Source organism: Pseudoalteromonas sp. ATL1, from assembly GCF_058933015.1.
Window position 1 is genome coordinate 1749288 of record NZ_JBZYXL010000001.1, and the last position, 16703, is coordinate 1765990.

Genomic DNA, 16703 nt, shown 5'->3' on the forward strand with positions numbered 1-16703 from the left:
TCAGCTAGGGAGGCTGAGCCAATGTTTGTCACTTTTAGATGGTGCGCGCACAGTTTCTGCCTGCCGCTTTGGCCTTGTATAGGCCTTTATCTGCGCGGGCGAAAATACTGTTCTCACAATCTTGCACGTTGGACAAAGTAAAACCGATACTGGTTGTCACATCATACTTAGACAGTAAGTGACACTGACGCACCGTATTCATTATGCGCTCAGCAATTACTTTGTTGGTGGTAAACTGAGGGTCATCGATGATCACCGCAAACTCATCACCGCCAAAGCGGAACACGGTATCCGTGCTGCGTACCGACTGCTTTAATATATCTGCAAACTTGATCAGTACTTCATCACCTACGCTGTGCCCTTGTTTGTCGTTTACCTGCTTAAAGTTATCCAGATCTAGCAGCATTAAACTAAAGTTGCTGTGCAGACGACGGTTTCGCTCAATTAACTGCGTTAAGTTGTCGGTAAATTGGCTGCGGTTATTGAGTCCAGTAAGCGCGTCTTTTGTAGCTAGCTTTAAAACACGGTTATAGGTCAGTGCATTTCTCAGTGGATAAAGCAGCGCCTTATGCAGGCGGCATAATTTTGCCATAACGCCATCGCCTAGCTGATATTGGCAAAAATACACAAGTTGGCCAAGATGCTCACCGTTGAGCTCTAAGTCGAACTTAAATGGTGTATGCTGGTTATCGCTTTTGTGCATTTGCGCAACGCCCAAAGGCGAGTGAAATTGCAAGCCTGACAACTTAATAATACGCTGCGCATGATCAGCAAACACAGTCAGTAATTCGTCAAGATGCAACGTTGTTTGCAGTTGCTCAACTAATTTAAAGATCGGATCGACATCACTCTGAATAAAATGCTCGGTATCGAACGGCAAAAAATCGCCGCGTGTTGATACTCGCTGAGCCAAAATATGGACATTTTCCATCTAGCAATCCCCTAAACTACTACTTTGTTATTGCATAAGCGAGAAATGTGCCAATAAATTAAACTGGCTGAAAAACAGTTGCTTGCTATATTTAATGACGAGCACCTTTCACCCATTCTCGAGTTTTTGACACCCTGGAGGCCGTTTGCAGAGTATTTTTGCCGAGGTATTTGCCCTATTGCTTGCCGCCGTGGTTTTAGTGTGGTTATTCAAACGCGTTGGATTACCCGCGATTTTGGCCTATTTAGTCACTGGCGTACTTGCGGGTAGTCACGGCATTGGCTGGATGAACTCAAGCTATGAAATGCATTTTATTGCCGAGCTGGGGATCGTGTTTTTGTTATTTAGCTTAGGGCTAGAATTCTCGGTGCCCAAACTGATGGCAATGCGTAACTTGGTGTTTGGTTTAGGCAGCTTACAGGTACTCATTACCTCAATTGTTGGCATGTTTGTGGTGAAAGCGTTGGACTACGATTGGCTCACCGCCTTTATTATTGCCAGCTTAATGGCGCTTTCGTCTACCGCTGTGGTGGTCAAAATGCTCAAAGAAAGTGGCAAGCTCAACCTCAGACGTGGGCAGCTCGCGATTGGGGTGTTGTTGTTTCAAGATATTGCGGTCGTACCGCTGCTTATTGCCTTACCGCTGATCGCCCAGTTTGACAATCAGGTACTCGTGGGAGCGCTTGCCTTTGCTTTAGCTAAAGGGGCATTTGTGTGCTTATTGCTTTGGGCAATCGGCAAATGGCTATTACCTAAAATTTTTAATGAAGTAGCCTCGGTAAGAACCGATGAGTTATTTGTACTGACCACGATAGTTGTTGCGCTCTGTGCCGGTGGGTTGACTCACTTGTTTGGCTTATCAATGGCGTTAGGTGCTTTTTTAGCGGGCATGATGCTGGGTGAAAGTCAGTATCGTCACCAACTTGAGGCGGAGATCAGGCCGTTTCGCGACATTTTAATGGGGCTATTTTTTGTTACCGTGGGCATGCAGTTAAATGTTTCCTACGTGTTGAACAAGCTTGGCTACATTTTGTTTGCGCTTGCAGTGCTGCTACTCCTTAAAGTACTGATCATTTCATTACTGGCGCAGTTGATGGGAGAGCGTAAAAAAGATGCGCTGGCTGCGGGTATTTTATTGTGGCAAATGGGGGAGTTTGGTTTTGTACTGGTAGCGCTTGCTAGCAAACATAACTTAATTGATTTAAACAGTGCCTCATTTTTGATTGCACTTGGTGTGCTGTCCATGGCACTCACACCTTATTTAATAGAGCGGACATCACAAATATTACAAAAGTTGAATGTGAATGGGGAGCGTTATCGGCAAGAACACAGCACAATGATTCCAACAGACACGTTAACCGACCATGTGGTGATTTTAGGTTATGGCCGCGTTGGGCAAACCATTGCGCGTTTTTTAAAACCAGAAGCTATTCCTTATGTGGCCATTGAGCGTAACCCAAGAATTGTAGAAGAAGCACAAACTGTGGGTGAGCCGGTGATGTTTGGTTACTCGGGATCACAAGCGCTGCTGAAGTTAGCCAATGTGGATAAAGCCCGTTTAGTGATCATAACGTGTTCTGATTTTAACCAAAGTCATGAAGTGATTGATGCCATTAAGCGTGTAGCCCCTGAGGTAAAAATCTTAGCCCGCTCAACGGACGATAGTTATTTAGACGCCCTAAAAGAATTGGGTGTAACAGAAGTGGTACCAGAAGCACTGGAAGCGAGTTTAATGCTGGTGGCACATGTGTTACACATGTCAGGTGTGCCCATGCGCCGCATCTTTCGTCGCGTGAGTAAAGAGCGGCATAATCGTTATGAGTACTTGCATGGTTTTTTTGCCGGCGATGAGCAAGAGGCGAGTGAAACCAACTTAGATAGGTTGGAGTATTTACACGCGATTGCATTGCCAGACTCTGCGTTTGCGGTAAATAAACGCATTGATGAACTCGAGTTAGATAAACAAAAGGTAGCAATCACAGCACTACGCAGAAACGGCCAAGAGCTTGAAGCTCCAGATAAAAGCACAGTGCTATTAGCAAATGATATTTTATTGCTCAAAGGCAAGCCAAGGAGAGTAGAGCGGGCCGAACAGTTTTTATTAAAAGGCTAGCCTAGCGGCAGGGCATTGCTTGCTTTACTGATCAAGCCCCAAAAATACGCGGATCTCGTCAAGGCGTTCCAAACCATCTTGATAGCCAATATCAATTAACCGTTGAGTGTAGTTTTTCTCAAACAAGAGGTAGCTTGTTAAACTTGAAGATGAGTGTCGTTTAACACCAATGGTACGCAGCAGTAACTTAATGGCCAAGGGCATATCGTCGTAATACTGCTCGGCAATATCTCTAAAATTAACTGTGGGGTTGATAACCAGCGTTTCAATGGGCTTAAGCTCTTTGTGTTTGTCTTTTGCTTTGGCAGGCAATAGGCCAATGGTGCGATTAACCCGCTGTAAGCGTTCTAGATCGGACTGCAAGGTGTCGCTAAACACGCTGTCTAGTAAGTGACCGGCAACGGCCGACATACCCGGAAAATGAGGCTCGTAGCCCAGTGGTGCACGTATTTTGGGCTGCTCGACACCAATCACAAAAATCTTCTCAGCCCCTAAATGAATCGATGGACTTAACGGAGATAATTGGTGAATAGAGCCATCACCATAGTAATGATGTTTAACGCGCACACTCGGAAAAACCATAGGAATGGCACTAGATGCCATTAACACATCAAGCGAAATTCGCCCAGGTACACCCTCACGCTTAGCTCTTTGCCATGGCTGTGCATCTTTTGCTTGGTAGTAAGCCACTGAGCGTCCCGTTGAATAACTCGATACCGTAACCGACACGGCATCTAAAAACTGTTTATGAATATTGCGTTCAATACGCGTAAGATCCAACACCTCGTTGAGTAATTTACGCAACGGGGCATTGTCCAACAAACTCGCAGGTGGGTGATTGATATGACTCGATTGAAAACTGCGCATGGCATTCGCCAGCAAGTAACCAAAGGCACCTAAAAAATCGCTGCGGTACACCATGTGCGAATGAAAGTTGCGCCATACCCACTCAACCTTGCGCACAGCCAAATGCATACAAGAGGCGTAACACGCCAAGGCGGCAGAATTAATCGCGCCCGCCGAGGTACCATTGATCACTTGAAAGGGAATTGGGGCGGTACGCGGCATACTTAACGCCAAGGCTTTTAATACTCCCACTTGATAAGCAGCTCGAGCGCCACCACCTGTTAAAAGTAAGGCGGTTTTGGGTTGATTGGCCATGCGTTGTTTTAAATTCATAAAACCTCTAAAAAACAATGAACTTTTTTAAAAATCGCTCGTCAGTAAAATTAGCGCTGCTATCATCGCATTATAAGTGCTATAAGTTTTACTTTATGTTTTAATTTTCAAATATTCAAAAGAATATTGTTTTTCAAGCTAATTTTTTATGGAGCAGCTATGTCACAGCCCAGTTCAGAGCACAACGCTAATAGCAAACCTTCTCACAGCCAAATGCTACTTGCTGCCATTGTGCTTGTTGCCTTAGTGATTGTGGTGGTTTTTGTACTATCAAAACAAAATGAGCAACAGCACAGCAACAACAGCAAGTTTTCACAAGATGTCGTTGCGCAGCAAACACAAACAACTGAACAAATAAACACGGCAACAACACAGCCACAGGAAGAAACGAAAGAAGCGCCTCAAACTGTGACTATGCCAGAGCAATCCACACGTACAGAACAACCCGTTACAGTGGCTGTGGCAGCGCCGAGTGAGCCACAATTACCAGAGCTTGATGACAGTGACGCAGCCATAAAAGCAAGCCTTGCAGAATTGATGAGCGAAAAAGCGCTGGCATTGCTTGTAAGTGATGACATGGTTCGCCGTGGCGTTGTGTTTGTAGATAACCTTGCCAAAGGCAAAATAGCCAAAAAGCATACGCCAGTCACAAAGCCAGCTGAACCATTTATGGCACTCGAGGGCGACATTGTCGTGACCGATCCCAATAGTTTTGAGCGTTACACCCCTTATGTAGATATGATTTCCAGCATGAGCACCGCCCAAATTGTTCGTTTAATGAATCAATTTAAACCACTAATTACACAAGCGTATGAAGAAATTGGCTACGAAGGTGCTGAATTCAATACAACTTTAAGTGAAGCAATCGATGAGTTACTTGATACGCCAATCCCACAAAGCAATATCCCACTGATTAAAGACTCCGTGACTTATCGCTATGCATACCCAGAGTGGGAAGAGCTGTCTCAAGCACAAAAGCAGTTTTTACGCATGGGCCCAGAGAACATGAAAAAAGTAAAACAACGCTTAGAAGCTTTGAAAAAGTCTTTAAACTAACCCCAAAAACACGACTGACTGTTTGATGTTTAAGCAGTCAGTCAGTAATTACCGAGTTACCCCTTGCAACCCAAGGCGAAACTAGAGATAATCCTCACCGCGCCGAACAAGGCCCACTATGGTGGTCTTATTGGTCCTCTCGCAACAATAGTTCGTGAACCTGGTCAGGCCCGGAAGGGAGCAGCCACAGCGGATGACTTGTGTGCCGGGATGTGGCTGGTAAGACTACCACCCAAATTCTTTTCTTGTTGTTTGAAGTGTAAGTCTTATTAATAGTACTTAAAACTATACTAAAACATACTAATTCCTATCTTTTTAAAGTAAAAAACTAGATCTCAGTTCATTAGATCAATAGCATTTCTTATACTAATCTACTAAAACTCTTCAGCACTAATTGGTTTAGTTACCGTGTTAGTCAAAGTTCTTGCGCAAGTTAAAACAGATAATTCAGGTTTATTGATTGAAGTACCTGTGTTGCTTAGCGAATATGGCGTATTCGATCCCTTACTTGATTACGTTATAAGTCAGTCGCACATTAAAAGTTTGCCATGGATGAATCGCATTACGTTTGCTTGCCAGCTTTTTCTCGAGTACATGGAAGCCAACACAGGGTTATTTTCAGACGCCAGTAAGTTATTTCAATCATTTGTAATGCGTTTATCGTTGGGTACCATTAGTCCTGAGGGGAATGATCCATCGGGTTTATATTGGTTACCTCGCTCTACAGCAAACGTAAATCAACTTTTATCTGCGCTAAATGGCTTAACGGATTGGCTCGCCAATAACAGAAATACAACTAGCTTAAATCCATTTGAACAAGCCAGCTCTCATCAAGAACGCCTTAACTATGCTGCATGGTACAAGCGCAATCAGTACAACTTTTTAGGCCATATCAAAAGTAACCCTTTACCCAGTGTGCTTAAAACAGTGCGCAAGGTATGCGGTAAAAAGGATGTGCTCAAGGTTGATGGTGATGCCATTTCATTTCCAGAAAAGCTCTTTAAACCTTTTTTTATTCAAGGCTTGGGCAAAGCCAGAGATAAACGCGTGGCACTGCGTGACCAGCTTATTGTGTTGCTAATGCATGGCACTGGTGTACGCGAAAGCGATGCTTTGCACCTTTGGGTGGATGATGTGTTTTACGACCCAGAAAACCCAAGCGGTGTGATAGTACGCTTGTATCATCCTGAAGATGGCAGAGCACCAAATAATTGGACTGGCCGCAAACGACAAAAAACACGCGCAGCGTACTTGGCTGAGAACTTCAACTTAATTCCTCGTAACCGCATGACGGGTACCGCTCGAGTTGGCTGGAAAACCAAAGTGGTTGATGATGACGAAAACTACATTCAACTGCACTGGTTTCCAGCCTTTTACGGTGAGCTATTTGTCAAGTTGTGGCAGCAATACTTACTTTACCTATTACCGTTGCCAAGAATGCACCCTTACGCATTTGTATCGTTTTCACAAACACACGAAGGTCAATCGCTTACCCTAAATGCGTTTAACCAAAGTTATAAAGCGGCCATGGCTCGTATCAACCTTGTTGTATCAAAACCTGAAGGACGAACCCCACATGCCCATCGTCATGCTTATGGCAGACGTATGTCGAGTGCGGGCATTGATCCAAGGCTGATCAAAAAGGCACTCCACCACGCTTCGTTGTTATCACAAGCTGTATATACCCAACCGAGTATTAGAGATGTGACGTTGGCATGTGAAAGAGCGTCAAAAAACCTTGATGGCCAACACTATGCCGAGTTTAAAGAAGACGTCAGCGTGAGCTGGCAAAACGTGATGGAATCGGGCTTTGAAGATATAGATCCTGATGGGCTATTTAGCGGTAAGTACCCTAAATTAAGGAGATATAAACCATGAAAACACAGGATTATGAGTTCAATTGGTTTATCAAGAAAAACGGTTCTGGCTGGGAGACTTGGCGGGAACTGGCCTCAACTTGGCTTGAACAAAAGCAATACGGCATTGATCATTCACGCGCCGCAATCGCTCGCTTTTTAGATGAATACCTGGTACCGCGATTTATTACCGATCCCATTGAGCTATTTACACTAGCAGATCAAGACTACAACAAATTTCTTATGTCGTTTGAGCTGAACGAAGGCTACCGTGTTAGGCAAAACAACGATGTATGCCGCTTTATTGATTGGATAATTGATACCTACTACTCAGAGCTAGATGATAATGGCGATCTTGTGCCGCTATTTCAAAACCCCTTTGATAAAGAACAAAGCCCTGTAAGAAGACAGGAGACTGTCTACAACGCTTTACCCTACGCCTATATTAAGCAACTGCGCAGCATATTATGCCCCGCGCCTCGGGGTCACTTTAAGCAATGGAAGTGGGCCATCGACTACAGTGAGATCTTCTTCACCAACGCTCGCTTTTTAAAAGACTGGATTTTGGTTGATGAGTCGGTGATAGACAAAGCAGACCCCGATTGTGTTTGGCAAAAACACACGCTAGATAAACAGCGGCAAATAAGAATAGATGGTGCACTTAGAACCTTAGAAAAGGGTGACAGTATTTACTTAATTTGGTCACCTGTTCGTGCCATGGCTTTATACCTTAAATTGCAGCTACCTTTGCGAACTTTTCAAGTGCGAATGCTGGATTCGGGCGAGGCTGATACATGGCGTTACAGCAATGGCGAGTGGCGAATGAATGAGCAACATCATTTTGCTGAAGGCAGCGATAAGCGCCCATGGCAAAAAGGGGTATTCCACCGCATTATTACGCCAGATATTGGTGATGTGATGACGGGTATGTACATAAATACCAATAAAACCGCAGATAGAAACAAAGATGAAATAACTCGGGGATACGTGATCCCATGGCAACACGAAGAGGTGTTGTATTGGTTAGAAAAGCTCAGAAACTGGCAAGAAAAGTACAATCCAATCAACAAGCCAACTTCTATTTATGACTTAGATTACAAACACTTTGGCAGCACCAAGACCAAAATTCAGCGCAGTGAAATTGGTGATATTTGCTTTTTGTTTCGCAATGCCGCTGCGTATCGTAAGCGCGAACGGCGCATGCCAATTACAGATGGTTATGTTAACGCGCTTTGGGTGGCTTTGCTTGCCCAACTCGAGCACGATGTGGCGAAAAAAGAGCATACTTTAAGAGATGGTGCCAAAGTGCATTTTGTTGACCCTCAAAATGCCAGAAGGCCGCTATTCCCGTTGCATGCACTACGCGTTTCGTTGATCACTTGCTACGCCATTGAGGGGGAAATACCCACACCGATATTGTCAAAGCTGTTGGTTGGCCACAGTCGTTTGATCATGACTTTGCACTACACCAAGCTCACGCCTGTGATGATGGCCAAGAAAATGCGCGAGGCCGAAGGCAAAATAATCGACAAAGAAGACGATAGTTTACAGTCATTCTTGGCCAATAAATCCATTGAAGAAATCGGCTTACAAGCTGCATTCAAAGACATTGAATCGCTACAAACTGCATTGAGAGTGCGTAACCCAGCTGGGTGGCAAGAAAAGTCGATAGGCATTTGTTTAGCTGGAGGCAACACCTCGCCCTTGGTTGAACATGCCTCAATTGCTGGGTGTTGGAATGGCGGAGATAAACTCAAAAAAGCGAATCGAAACCAAGCCGATCTACACGCGCCAGTGCCCCATGGTATTGAAAACTGTATTCGCTGCCGCTGGTTTATTACCAGCATTCGCTACATCCAATCGCTTACGGCTCACTTTAACAACCTAAGTTATCACGCCACAGAAGCGGCCAAAATTGCTGCGGAACTCGAGGGCGAGCAAGCGAGCTTATTGGATGAAGAGTATTTCTGTGAGGTTAATGGCACACCATTTAACAAGCGTGACCAGCTAAACAGCATAGACAGGCGTATTGAGCGACAAAAATCTGAAGCCGATGAATACTGTAAAGACTTAGTTGCGTGTTTTCAGGTGATCCGTAAGGTACTAAGTATTGAGCAAAATAGGGAAGAGCACGACCGCAAAGATAAAGTGATTGCGCTTGGCTCGGCACAAGACATATCACCATTTTTTAGTTTTTTAGACACGAAACCTGAATTTAGGCAGCTGATCCAAATCTGCGATGACGCAGAAGTATTTGCAGACTTAAAAGACGATTTAAAGAAAACCACGGCCATTAATCACAGATCAAACATGCTAAACACCATGCTGATGCGCATGGGCTACCAACCAATCCTGATGCAGCTCGACGACGAAGCGCAGCTTAAGCTTGGTAATGTGATGGTCAATGCCATGCTAAATGCCACTAAAGAGCCAGACAAAAGCAAAGCCATGACAATGCTTTCAACTTACCTTGATACTGAAGCTTACTTGAAAGACGCAGGCCTACTCGAGCAAGGTGTACAAGCGATTGAAAGTAACACAGGCATTAGCATCAGAACATTAGCAAACATGGCAACAGCCACTTTAGGAGTGAAGAAAAATGGCTAAACCAGTTGACCCAACCCTAGTGCTGCAAGAGCTATGCGCAAGCGCCACCACAAGAACCGCCAATGCTTTAACGGTATTGAATGCTGTGCTTGAGCAACAAAGTAGAATAACGCCTCTCGACTTTTCTATGGCAACGATCGGGCGGCTGTCCAAAGAGCAAGGCGGCCCATCAACACAAACCATCCGTAATCGCACAGGTAAGCATTTTCAGCAATTAATTGAGGCTTGGGCAGCCTATGCAGGCACAACATGTAAAAAGCCACTCTCAGTGCGCCAAAAGCAGTTATTGAACAGCAATGACCAACATATTCTTGATACCATCGACGACCCTGTGATTAGAGCCGTAGTAGGCTCACTGATTGCCGAACGTAACAAATACCGTGACCAACTTAATACGCTAAAAGCCAACTCAGACTTGTTTATAGACAGAACCAAAGGCGATAAAACCAACACCACAATTGAAAACAAACAACTGGTACCGCTGGAAGTTGAAGCCATTAAAGCGGCAATTTCGGATGAACTTTTCAATAAACAAGGCTGGGAAGTTATGCCTACAGGTCAAGTCAAAGACGCTGATGGGAGTGAAATTTATAAGCGCGGGTACGTGAATGGGTTGAGGAAGATGGTTTAATTCTGTTTTCTTTCTAAAAGAGCTACAAAGTAATACTGTGGTGTAGAATGGGCGATGAACTCGTTTGAATCTGGTACAACTTAACCCTCCAATTTGTTTGCAGGAAATAAAGTGTTTTTCCAGTTAATTACGTAATTATCAATAGATATGAAATTGTGTTCAAGGTTTAGTAACTGCGAATTTCCTGGCATACATTCAATGGCAATAGATATCATTTCCTTTGCTTGTTGCATCTGCTCTGATTGGCGATATAACTCAGCTAGCTCTAAGACTAATATAGCCTCAATAATGCTTGGAACTCTTAATGTCAGCTTGTTATTTCTAGTTTTAAAGTATTCCATGAGTGATTTGTAGTATACATCTACACCTATATCCGGCTTATGACCTAAAAGGCACCAAATAATTAATGACTCGATAGAATCTTCTGGAATATATTTGTCAAAACCAGAGCAATTGCGCTCCGCGTTAGCCATTCTATCGTTGGTACCAACAAAACAGTTATAAAGTATGTAAAGTGTCGCATAAGCGCGCTTGTCATCTTTGTGCATTTCAGAGATTTTCTTTTCGACAACTAAGAGCAGCTCTTTCAAATCAGTGACAATCGCATCAGGTGACTGTCTTAAATACGATACATATTGAGTTAGAAATGCTCCTAGTTTTTTTGTTCCATTATTCTCATAGTTAACGGGATTTCCAATCCAATATTGCGGTGCCAAGGGAAGAAGAACTACTCCTGCACGCTCTAGATCGTAATCATAGTCTTCATGCTCAATTGTTGATTGGCTCATAATAAACTCAGTTATCACGTGTCGAGCAAGCCTGGAGAGTCCTTGAATCGTCATCCATGGCTTATTGTTTACCATGCAGGTTTCAGCAAATGGAGTTGAAGAAGTAACCTCATTGGGTAGCTTTCTTAAATTATGGATATACTGCGAGCGAGCTTGATAAGCATTTGATAAAGAAGCTGATAAATCGAAGGAGGATATTGGAGCGAGAGCTTGCTCTGCTTCTAAGCGATAAAATGAAGGCTTAGTATAAGATAGTGAAAAATCTTTAAACCTGCGGCCTAGAGAAGTATGGTTTATTTCTAGAATAGCGTTTTGAACATTTTTTGACACTTCTGGACAAGCATCTTTGAGGGCTTTGTCTATTTTACTTCTCTTTGATTGGTCATAATCTTCCCACGCAGCGACGTGCCCATCAAATTCCTGAGCCAAAGATTCAATAGATGCGACGATCAAAGTATAAGCAAGTTCAAGATCATCACTTATACGCTGCATTCCTGTCACGTATGACCTTAATGATTTCATTATGCTTAGATAACTCTTCCTTTTCATGCCTATAAGCTTTGATACTAGGCAAGTAAAATGTGAAATATCTTCTTTAGTGCAATATATATTCGAATCAAAAGTTCGTTTCACTATACTTTTGGGGGCTGTCCTAGTAGAAAGGTTCGGGCGTTCAGAAAGCAACCTTTCCACTAAAAAGTTGCTTGGGGAGGCCGTACAATCTAAAGCAAAAGATATTATAACGGAGAAATCTAACGCATAGGGAGTAATTGAATGCGAAACTAAAATACCTCGCTGTTCTCCCCTTTTCTCAATCAACTCCTCTAACTCATATACTAGCGCGTTTGTAGAATCTGCTGTTATGGCAGGAAGGAGTCTGCCAGCTGCTGTTTCTACTATAACATCTCTCGGAAACCGAAGGTTTGTATAGATCATACCTCTCAAGTTATTTCTATATTCTACTTCATTTTTAAACAGCTTCCCTGAATTGATTTGTAGCATAATGACACCGTTCGTTTCTCATTATATAAATTTTTGATTTTACTAATATATTGTGAATATTAGACTAAGTCAGTTTGAAAAGGCAGTTCCTGACTTAAAATAAAACATCAGAAATAATTCTTTTGCACAGGGAATCCAAATCACGAAAGATGCTTTCTCTATTGATCCCACATTTGCTTAGCTGAGCTAGGATTGCGTGTTCAGCCCCTTTTTCAATATGTATACATTTCAAAATATCGCTTCGGTTGTGCCTTTTTAAAAACGTATCTAATGGTTCATTATTATTGCCATGAATCGTAAAGGCACTGTGCTGCAAATCCATTCTACCATCTAAAGAGCTAGCTTCAATTGCCAGCGGATATTCCCAAGTAAATGACTTTAAAGAATTTGATGGTGAAAGCAAAAAGAGGGGATATGGTAAATACTCATCTAAAGAGTGCGATTCAATATCAGTTGTTTCGTCATCACTTTTTGCAAAGTTAGACCATAACAATCCTCCTTCAGCGATATAGTCAGGGTTTCCTACTTCATGAGCGTTAAAAACTCTTCTGTTGCCCATTTGCGAAGGGCAATATATCAAATTCAATCCTGTCACTAATTTATTTAGGGCGTGTGGATCAAGAACCCATATTGCCCTTTGACCTTTTTCAGATAGAGGCTCTTGGGTAACGGCGAAGAACAATGCAACCAGAGGCGAACGTGACCAGTCTAGTAGCCTAGTTGGCAGACCATGATGTTGCATTAGAGCGTAAACTTTCCATGGGTTGTGGCTCTCTGTTTCTGAGTATTTGCCGTAATCACGGAGAAACCTGTATGAAACAGTGTCTTCTTTCGTCTTATCTAGTCCACGCCATTCAACTTGTGAACTGGGTTTGAAGTTTAGATCACCAACACCTCGGTACCAAAAATCGATATCATGGTCTGCTATCAGATCTAAGAATTGCCCCACACTTGAAATCACTAAATTTTCCTTATGATTGTCTGCCGCTAAAAGCTATTCTTTTGATTTAATAGCTTTATAAACCGTATTCCTAGAGAGCTTTAACTCTCTAGCGATTGTTGTAATAGGTTGATTTTGCTTGTGTAAGCGGTGGATATCAAGTTTTACATTTTCAGATATTGGCTTGCGGCCTTTGTATTTACCCGCTTTTTTAGCAGCTGCAATACCCTCGAGCTGGCGCTCTTTTCTGATATTGAGCTCAAACTCTGCGAACACGGCGAGCATATCTAGAAAAGCTTTGCCTGAGGCTGAGTCGGTTGATATGGGCTGCTCTAGCGCTTGTAGCTGAATATCGTTGGATTTTAGGAGGTTCACTAAGGTTTGTAAGTCGAGTACGGAACGAGCGATGCGGTCGACTCGAGTCACAATTAACGTGTCACCAGCACGAAGGTAGCTAAGTAGGGCTTGAAACCCATCGCGTTTGGTATTCGACGCTGATGCCATATCGGTAAACACCTTGTCACAACCTGCTTCTTCAAGTTTGGCTACTTGTAAATCTAAAGACTGATCTGTGGTCGAAACTCGCGCATATCCAATCTTACTCATGGCAATTGTTCATTTAGCATCTAGACTAAATAAACATAGTGCGTACTAACGCCTTAAACCACCCTAAATGAACATTTTTAATTGGTATTGGTGATGTTCAATTAGGGTATACGCTATTTGAACTATGATTTGCCGCTGTTTTAGGAAACGCCATCACAATGGACTTGCAAAACCCCGACCTGATTTTAGTAAAACGCCTATCAGAACACTCATGCTCTTACTTTGCGGTTGAAAGCGTTGCGGGAACTGATGTGGTGTTGACGGACATTGAAAGCGGCGGGCGTTTTAATTTTGCGAAGCCAAGGCTTGAGCAACTGGTGTCAAACGGCCAGCTCAGAACCATCGCACGGCGTGAGCTACCAACCAAATTAACCTTTAAACCACTCAGTAATGTTAAAAAGCCAAAAGCTGAAACTGCCGAAGATGTTGCATCCAGAAAAGAAATGGAGCGACGCTATAAGTATGTGCAAGGCGCAATTGAGCAAAGCGTTCCAGCCTATACCGAGAAATGGTTAACCCCATTTATTGCCCAAAAGGCGGCGGAGATAAACGATAGCAGCCCACCATCATGGCGCACGCTAGCTCATTGGAACAAAACCTTTGTGGAAAGCGGCTGGGATAAACACGCACTGATGCCAAGGCATAAAGCCAAAGGCAATCGCACCAAGCAATTGCCTCAAGAAGTACATGACCTAATTGATGACGTGATTAATGAATACCTTCGCACTCATACGGTGGTGAGGTATCAAAAGGTTTATGACCTGTTTCTTGAGCAGCTTGATACGCTCAACGCTGAAAGGCGTGAGGCTGATTTAGTTGAGCTAAAGCCATGCAGTTATAGATGGCTTATGCTCAAATATGAAAATAAGTGTAAGAGTTAAGAGCAAGATGAAATACAGAGTTATTTATCAAAAAATGTCAATGACTATTCAATCTGATTGACAAGAATAAAGTTAATAAAATTGTGAAAAAGGAGTTCCTTTATGAAAGATTTGGTCCTCAATGGGTTTGTTAAGAGCTTTGCTGAAGCATCAAGCATAGCAAATGAAAAAAGTTCTGAAATTTTTGAAGCATTTGCGACATCGGTTGTTTTGAAAAAATTTCACGCGTGTGAAGTTATAGATATTGAAGACTGTAAAACGGGAGGTGGAAATGATGGTGGAATTGACAGTATTGCAATTTTAGTAAACGGTCGTCCTGTAAGGAGTGTTGAAGATTTGCGTTTTTTTAATAGTCGACTGAGGAGGCTCAATTTCGAGTTCGTATTTATTCAAGCCAAAACCTCACCTGAGTTTGATGCTGGAGGCATAGGTACATTTCTATATGGTGTAACACAGTTTTTTTCAAATGAACCCAAAATCAGATTTAATGAAGAAGTTGAATTACTAAGAACTTTGAAAAATCACGTTTACGATCTAAGTATAGCAATGGATGACAACCCCACTTGCTACGTGTACTACGTAACGACTGGTTGCTGGAATAGCGAACCTGAGCCCTCAGCTCGTTTGCATAGTGGACAAGAAACTCTTCAACAAACGAACTTATTTTCTAATGTTGAGGCTGTACCTATAGATGCTAGTATGCTCAAAGAAGTATATAGAGAGCTAGAAAGGGGGGTTTCAAGGGAGATCCGATTCGACAAGACTGCTACTTTTCCATCAATAAATGGAGTAGATGAGGCCTATTTGGGTTTATTGAGTGGTAAAGAATATTTAAAACTAATAACCAGCGATGATGGGGAGCTAAACCGAAACCTTTTTTACGATAATGTGAGAGATTACCAGGGAGATAACCCTGTAAATAGAGATATTGCAGGTACTATAGGGGGGAAAACGATAGGAAGATTTCCTCTATTAAATAATGGTGTAACTATAGTTGCGAGAAATATAACAAGAACGGGTGACAATTTTAGAATTTCGGATTTCCAGATTGTAAATGGTTGTCAAACAACACACGTTTTATTTGAGCATAAAGAGTCCATCACTTCTGAGACATTTATACCTATTAAACTTGTCGCAACAAATGATAGTGAAATTATTACTGAAGTCATTAAAGCAACGAATTGGCAAACAGCTGTTATGCCAGAAGCTCTTGAATCGCTCTCTCCATTTCATAAAGATATTGAAGATTTTTACAACTCCAATGAGGCTATTCAAAACAAAGAGTCTAGAGTTTATTATGAGAGGAGGTCAAAACAGTATTATTTTGATCCAATTCCGCAAAACAATATAGTTTCTCTTACCACTCAAACAAAAGCTTTTGTTGCAATGTTTCTAAACGAGCCCCACAGTCATCCAAGATACTATGGTGAATTGTTGAAAGCATATGAGAGTAAGCTTTTTGTATCGGACCATAAACCAGCTCCCTATTTTGCTGCAGGCTTAGCTTTTGTGATGGTTAATAGATTGATTAACAAAAGGGTAATTTCGAAGAGTATGAGAAAGTACATTTATCATATTTTGATGCTACTGAGAGTGCACTATATGGGTATAGCCATACCTAAGATGAATAGTAATAAAATAACTCCGATTAGCATGGAGATGATCGAACAAGTTAGGAATGAAGAAGAGTTTTCAAAAGTTTGTTGCAATATAGTTTCGGTGATTAGTAGCGCTCTTCATACTTCAAAGCCGGGAATGAATGGTAATACACCAGATCGTTTAAAATCGTTCACTGAGATATTACTAAAGAACTTTAGACATATACCTGAAGATGCTGTGGCGCTTGAGCCTGAACCAAAAGCTGGAACATCTGAAAAAGGAACTCTGAGATGGTTTGATGATATTAAAGGTTATGGGTTTATTGATAGAGATTGTGGCGGGGATATATTTGTGCATGTTACAGGGCTAAGTGAAGTGCCTTGGGTTAAGCGCAAAGAGGGAACATTTGTAAAGTATGAAGTTATTACTGGTAGAAAAGGCGTGCAAGCGTCAAATGTTCAGCTGCTTGTTTAGCATGCTTATATTGTGTCCACTTCCCTTAACATGAGACATG

The 16703-nt window shown here is 42.4% G+C and carries 12 protein-coding genes and 1 other RNA gene; 8 read left to right on the forward strand and 5 right to left on the reverse strand.

The features are described 5' to 3' along the window. Positions 1–34: 34 nt before the first annotated feature. Positions 35–931, reverse strand: a complete 897-nt coding sequence (locus AC5FX4_RS07815; protein ID WP_493605875.1) for a GGDEF domain-containing protein — start codon at positions 929–931, stop codon at positions 35–37. A gap of 145 nt (positions 932–1076) precedes the next feature. On the opposite strand from AC5FX4_RS07815, the gene AC5FX4_RS07820 reads away from it, so the two are divergent. Then, complete coding sequence (locus AC5FX4_RS07820) at positions 1077–3044, forward strand: monovalent cation:proton antiporter family protein (RefSeq protein ID WP_493605876.1); 1968 nt, start codon at positions 1077–1079, stop codon at positions 3042–3044. Positions 3045–3068: 24 nt separating this feature from the next. On the opposite strand, the gene AC5FX4_RS07825 is transcribed toward AC5FX4_RS07820, so the two are convergent. Further along, positions 3069–4223 (reverse strand): patatin-like phospholipase family protein, encoded by a 1155-nt coding sequence (locus tag AC5FX4_RS07825; RefSeq protein ID WP_493605877.1) that lies wholly within the window; start codon positions 4221–4223, stop codon positions 3069–3071. Between the two features lie 159 nt (positions 4224–4382). Between AC5FX4_RS07825 and AC5FX4_RS07830 the strand changes: the two genes are divergently transcribed. The 5 genes from AC5FX4_RS07830 (at position 4383) to gmtX (ending at position 10373) form a co-directional block, all read left to right on the forward strand. Continuing rightward, positions 4383–5279 carry a DUF3014 domain-containing protein gene (locus tag AC5FX4_RS07830; protein WP_493605878.1) on the forward strand — a complete coding sequence of 299 codons (897 nt, stop codon included), beginning with the start codon at positions 4383–4385 and terminating at the stop codon, positions 5277–5279. A 128-nt stretch (positions 5280–5407) separates the two neighbouring features. Further along, positions 5408–5504, forward strand: an RNA gene (ffs, locus tag AC5FX4_RS07835) — signal recognition particle sRNA small type. 183 nt (positions 5505–5687) lie between these two features. Next, complete coding sequence (gene gmtY, locus AC5FX4_RS07840) at positions 5688–7157, forward strand: gamma-mobile-trio recombinase GmtY (RefSeq protein ID WP_493605879.1); 1470 nt, start codon at positions 5688–5690, stop codon at positions 7155–7157. Continuing rightward, on the forward strand, positions 7154–9742 hold the full coding sequence (gene gmtZ, locus AC5FX4_RS07845) for a gamma-mobile-trio integrase GmtZ (protein ID WP_493605880.1): 2589 nt from the start codon (positions 7154–7156) through the stop codon (positions 9740–9742). Before gmtY ends, gmtZ begins: the two co-directional genes overlap by 4 nt. Continuing rightward, a complete protein-coding gene (gene gmtX, locus AC5FX4_RS07850; protein WP_493605881.1) occupies positions 9735–10373 on the forward strand; it encodes a gamma-mobile-trio protein GmtX in 639 nt (212 codons plus the stop codon). Before gmtZ ends, gmtX begins: the two co-directional genes overlap by 8 nt. Positions 10374–10453: 80 nt before the next feature. Here the strand turns inward: gmtX and AC5FX4_RS07855 are convergent, their stop codons facing one another. The 3 genes from AC5FX4_RS07855 to AC5FX4_RS07865 all read right to left on the reverse strand — a co-directional run bounded on the left by AC5FX4_RS07855 (position 10454) and on the right by AC5FX4_RS07865 (position 13709). Beyond that, positions 10454–12163 (reverse strand): hypothetical protein, encoded by a 1710-nt coding sequence (locus AC5FX4_RS07855; RefSeq protein ID WP_493605882.1) that lies wholly within the window; start codon positions 12161–12163, stop codon positions 10454–10456. 94 nt (positions 12164–12257) lie between these two features. Next, a complete protein-coding gene (locus tag AC5FX4_RS07860; RefSeq protein WP_493605883.1) occupies positions 12258–13124 on the reverse strand; it encodes an FRG domain-containing protein in 867 nt (288 codons plus the stop codon). A 33-nt stretch (positions 13125–13157) separates the two neighbouring features. Then, complete coding sequence (locus tag AC5FX4_RS07865; RefSeq protein ID WP_493605884.1) at positions 13158–13709, reverse strand: recombinase family protein; 552 nt, start codon at positions 13707–13709, stop codon at positions 13158–13160. Positions 13710–13867: 158 nt separating this feature from the next. On the opposite strand from AC5FX4_RS07865, the gene AC5FX4_RS07870 reads away from it, so the two are divergent. Beyond that, positions 13868–14590 carry a hypothetical protein gene (locus tag AC5FX4_RS07870; RefSeq protein WP_493605885.1) on the forward strand — a complete coding sequence of 241 codons (723 nt, stop codon included), beginning with the start codon at positions 13868–13870 and terminating at the stop codon, positions 14588–14590. Between the two features lie 102 nt (positions 14591–14692). Then, on the forward strand, positions 14693–16663 hold the full coding sequence (locus AC5FX4_RS07875; protein ID WP_493605886.1) for an AIPR family protein: 1971 nt from the start codon (positions 14693–14695) through the stop codon (positions 16661–16663). Positions 16664–16703: the final 40 nt, after the last annotated feature.

Coding starts and splice junctions, on each gene's coding strand:
- AC5FX4_RS07815 (WP_493605875.1), bottom strand. CDS start 931: ATGGAAAATGTCCATATTTTGGCTCAGCGAGTATCAACACGCGGCGAT.
- AC5FX4_RS07825 (WP_493605877.1), bottom strand. CDS start 4,223: ATGAATTTAAAACAACGCATGGCCAATCAACCCAAAACCGCCTTACTT.
- AC5FX4_RS07830 (WP_493605878.1), top strand. CDS start 4,383: ATGTCACAGCCCAGTTCAGAGCACAACGCTAATAGCAAACCTTCTCAC.
- gmtZ (WP_493605880.1), top strand. CDS start 7,154: ATGAAAACACAGGATTATGAGTTCAATTGGTTTATCAAGAAAAACGGT.
- gmtX (WP_493605881.1), top strand. CDS start 9,735: ATGGCTAAACCAGTTGACCCAACCCTAGTGCTGCAAGAGCTATGCGCA.
- AC5FX4_RS07855 (WP_493605882.1), bottom strand. CDS start 12,163: ATGCTACAAATCAATTCAGGGAAGCTGTTTAAAAATGAAGTAGAATAT.
- AC5FX4_RS07865 (WP_493605884.1), bottom strand. CDS start 13,709: ATGAGTAAGATTGGATATGCGCGAGTTTCGACCACAGATCAGTCTTTA.
- AC5FX4_RS07870 (WP_493605885.1), top strand. CDS start 13,868: ATGGACTTGCAAAACCCCGACCTGATTTTAGTAAAACGCCTATCAGAA.
- AC5FX4_RS07875 (WP_493605886.1), top strand. CDS start 14,693: ATGAAAGATTTGGTCCTCAATGGGTTTGTTAAGAGCTTTGCTGAAGCA.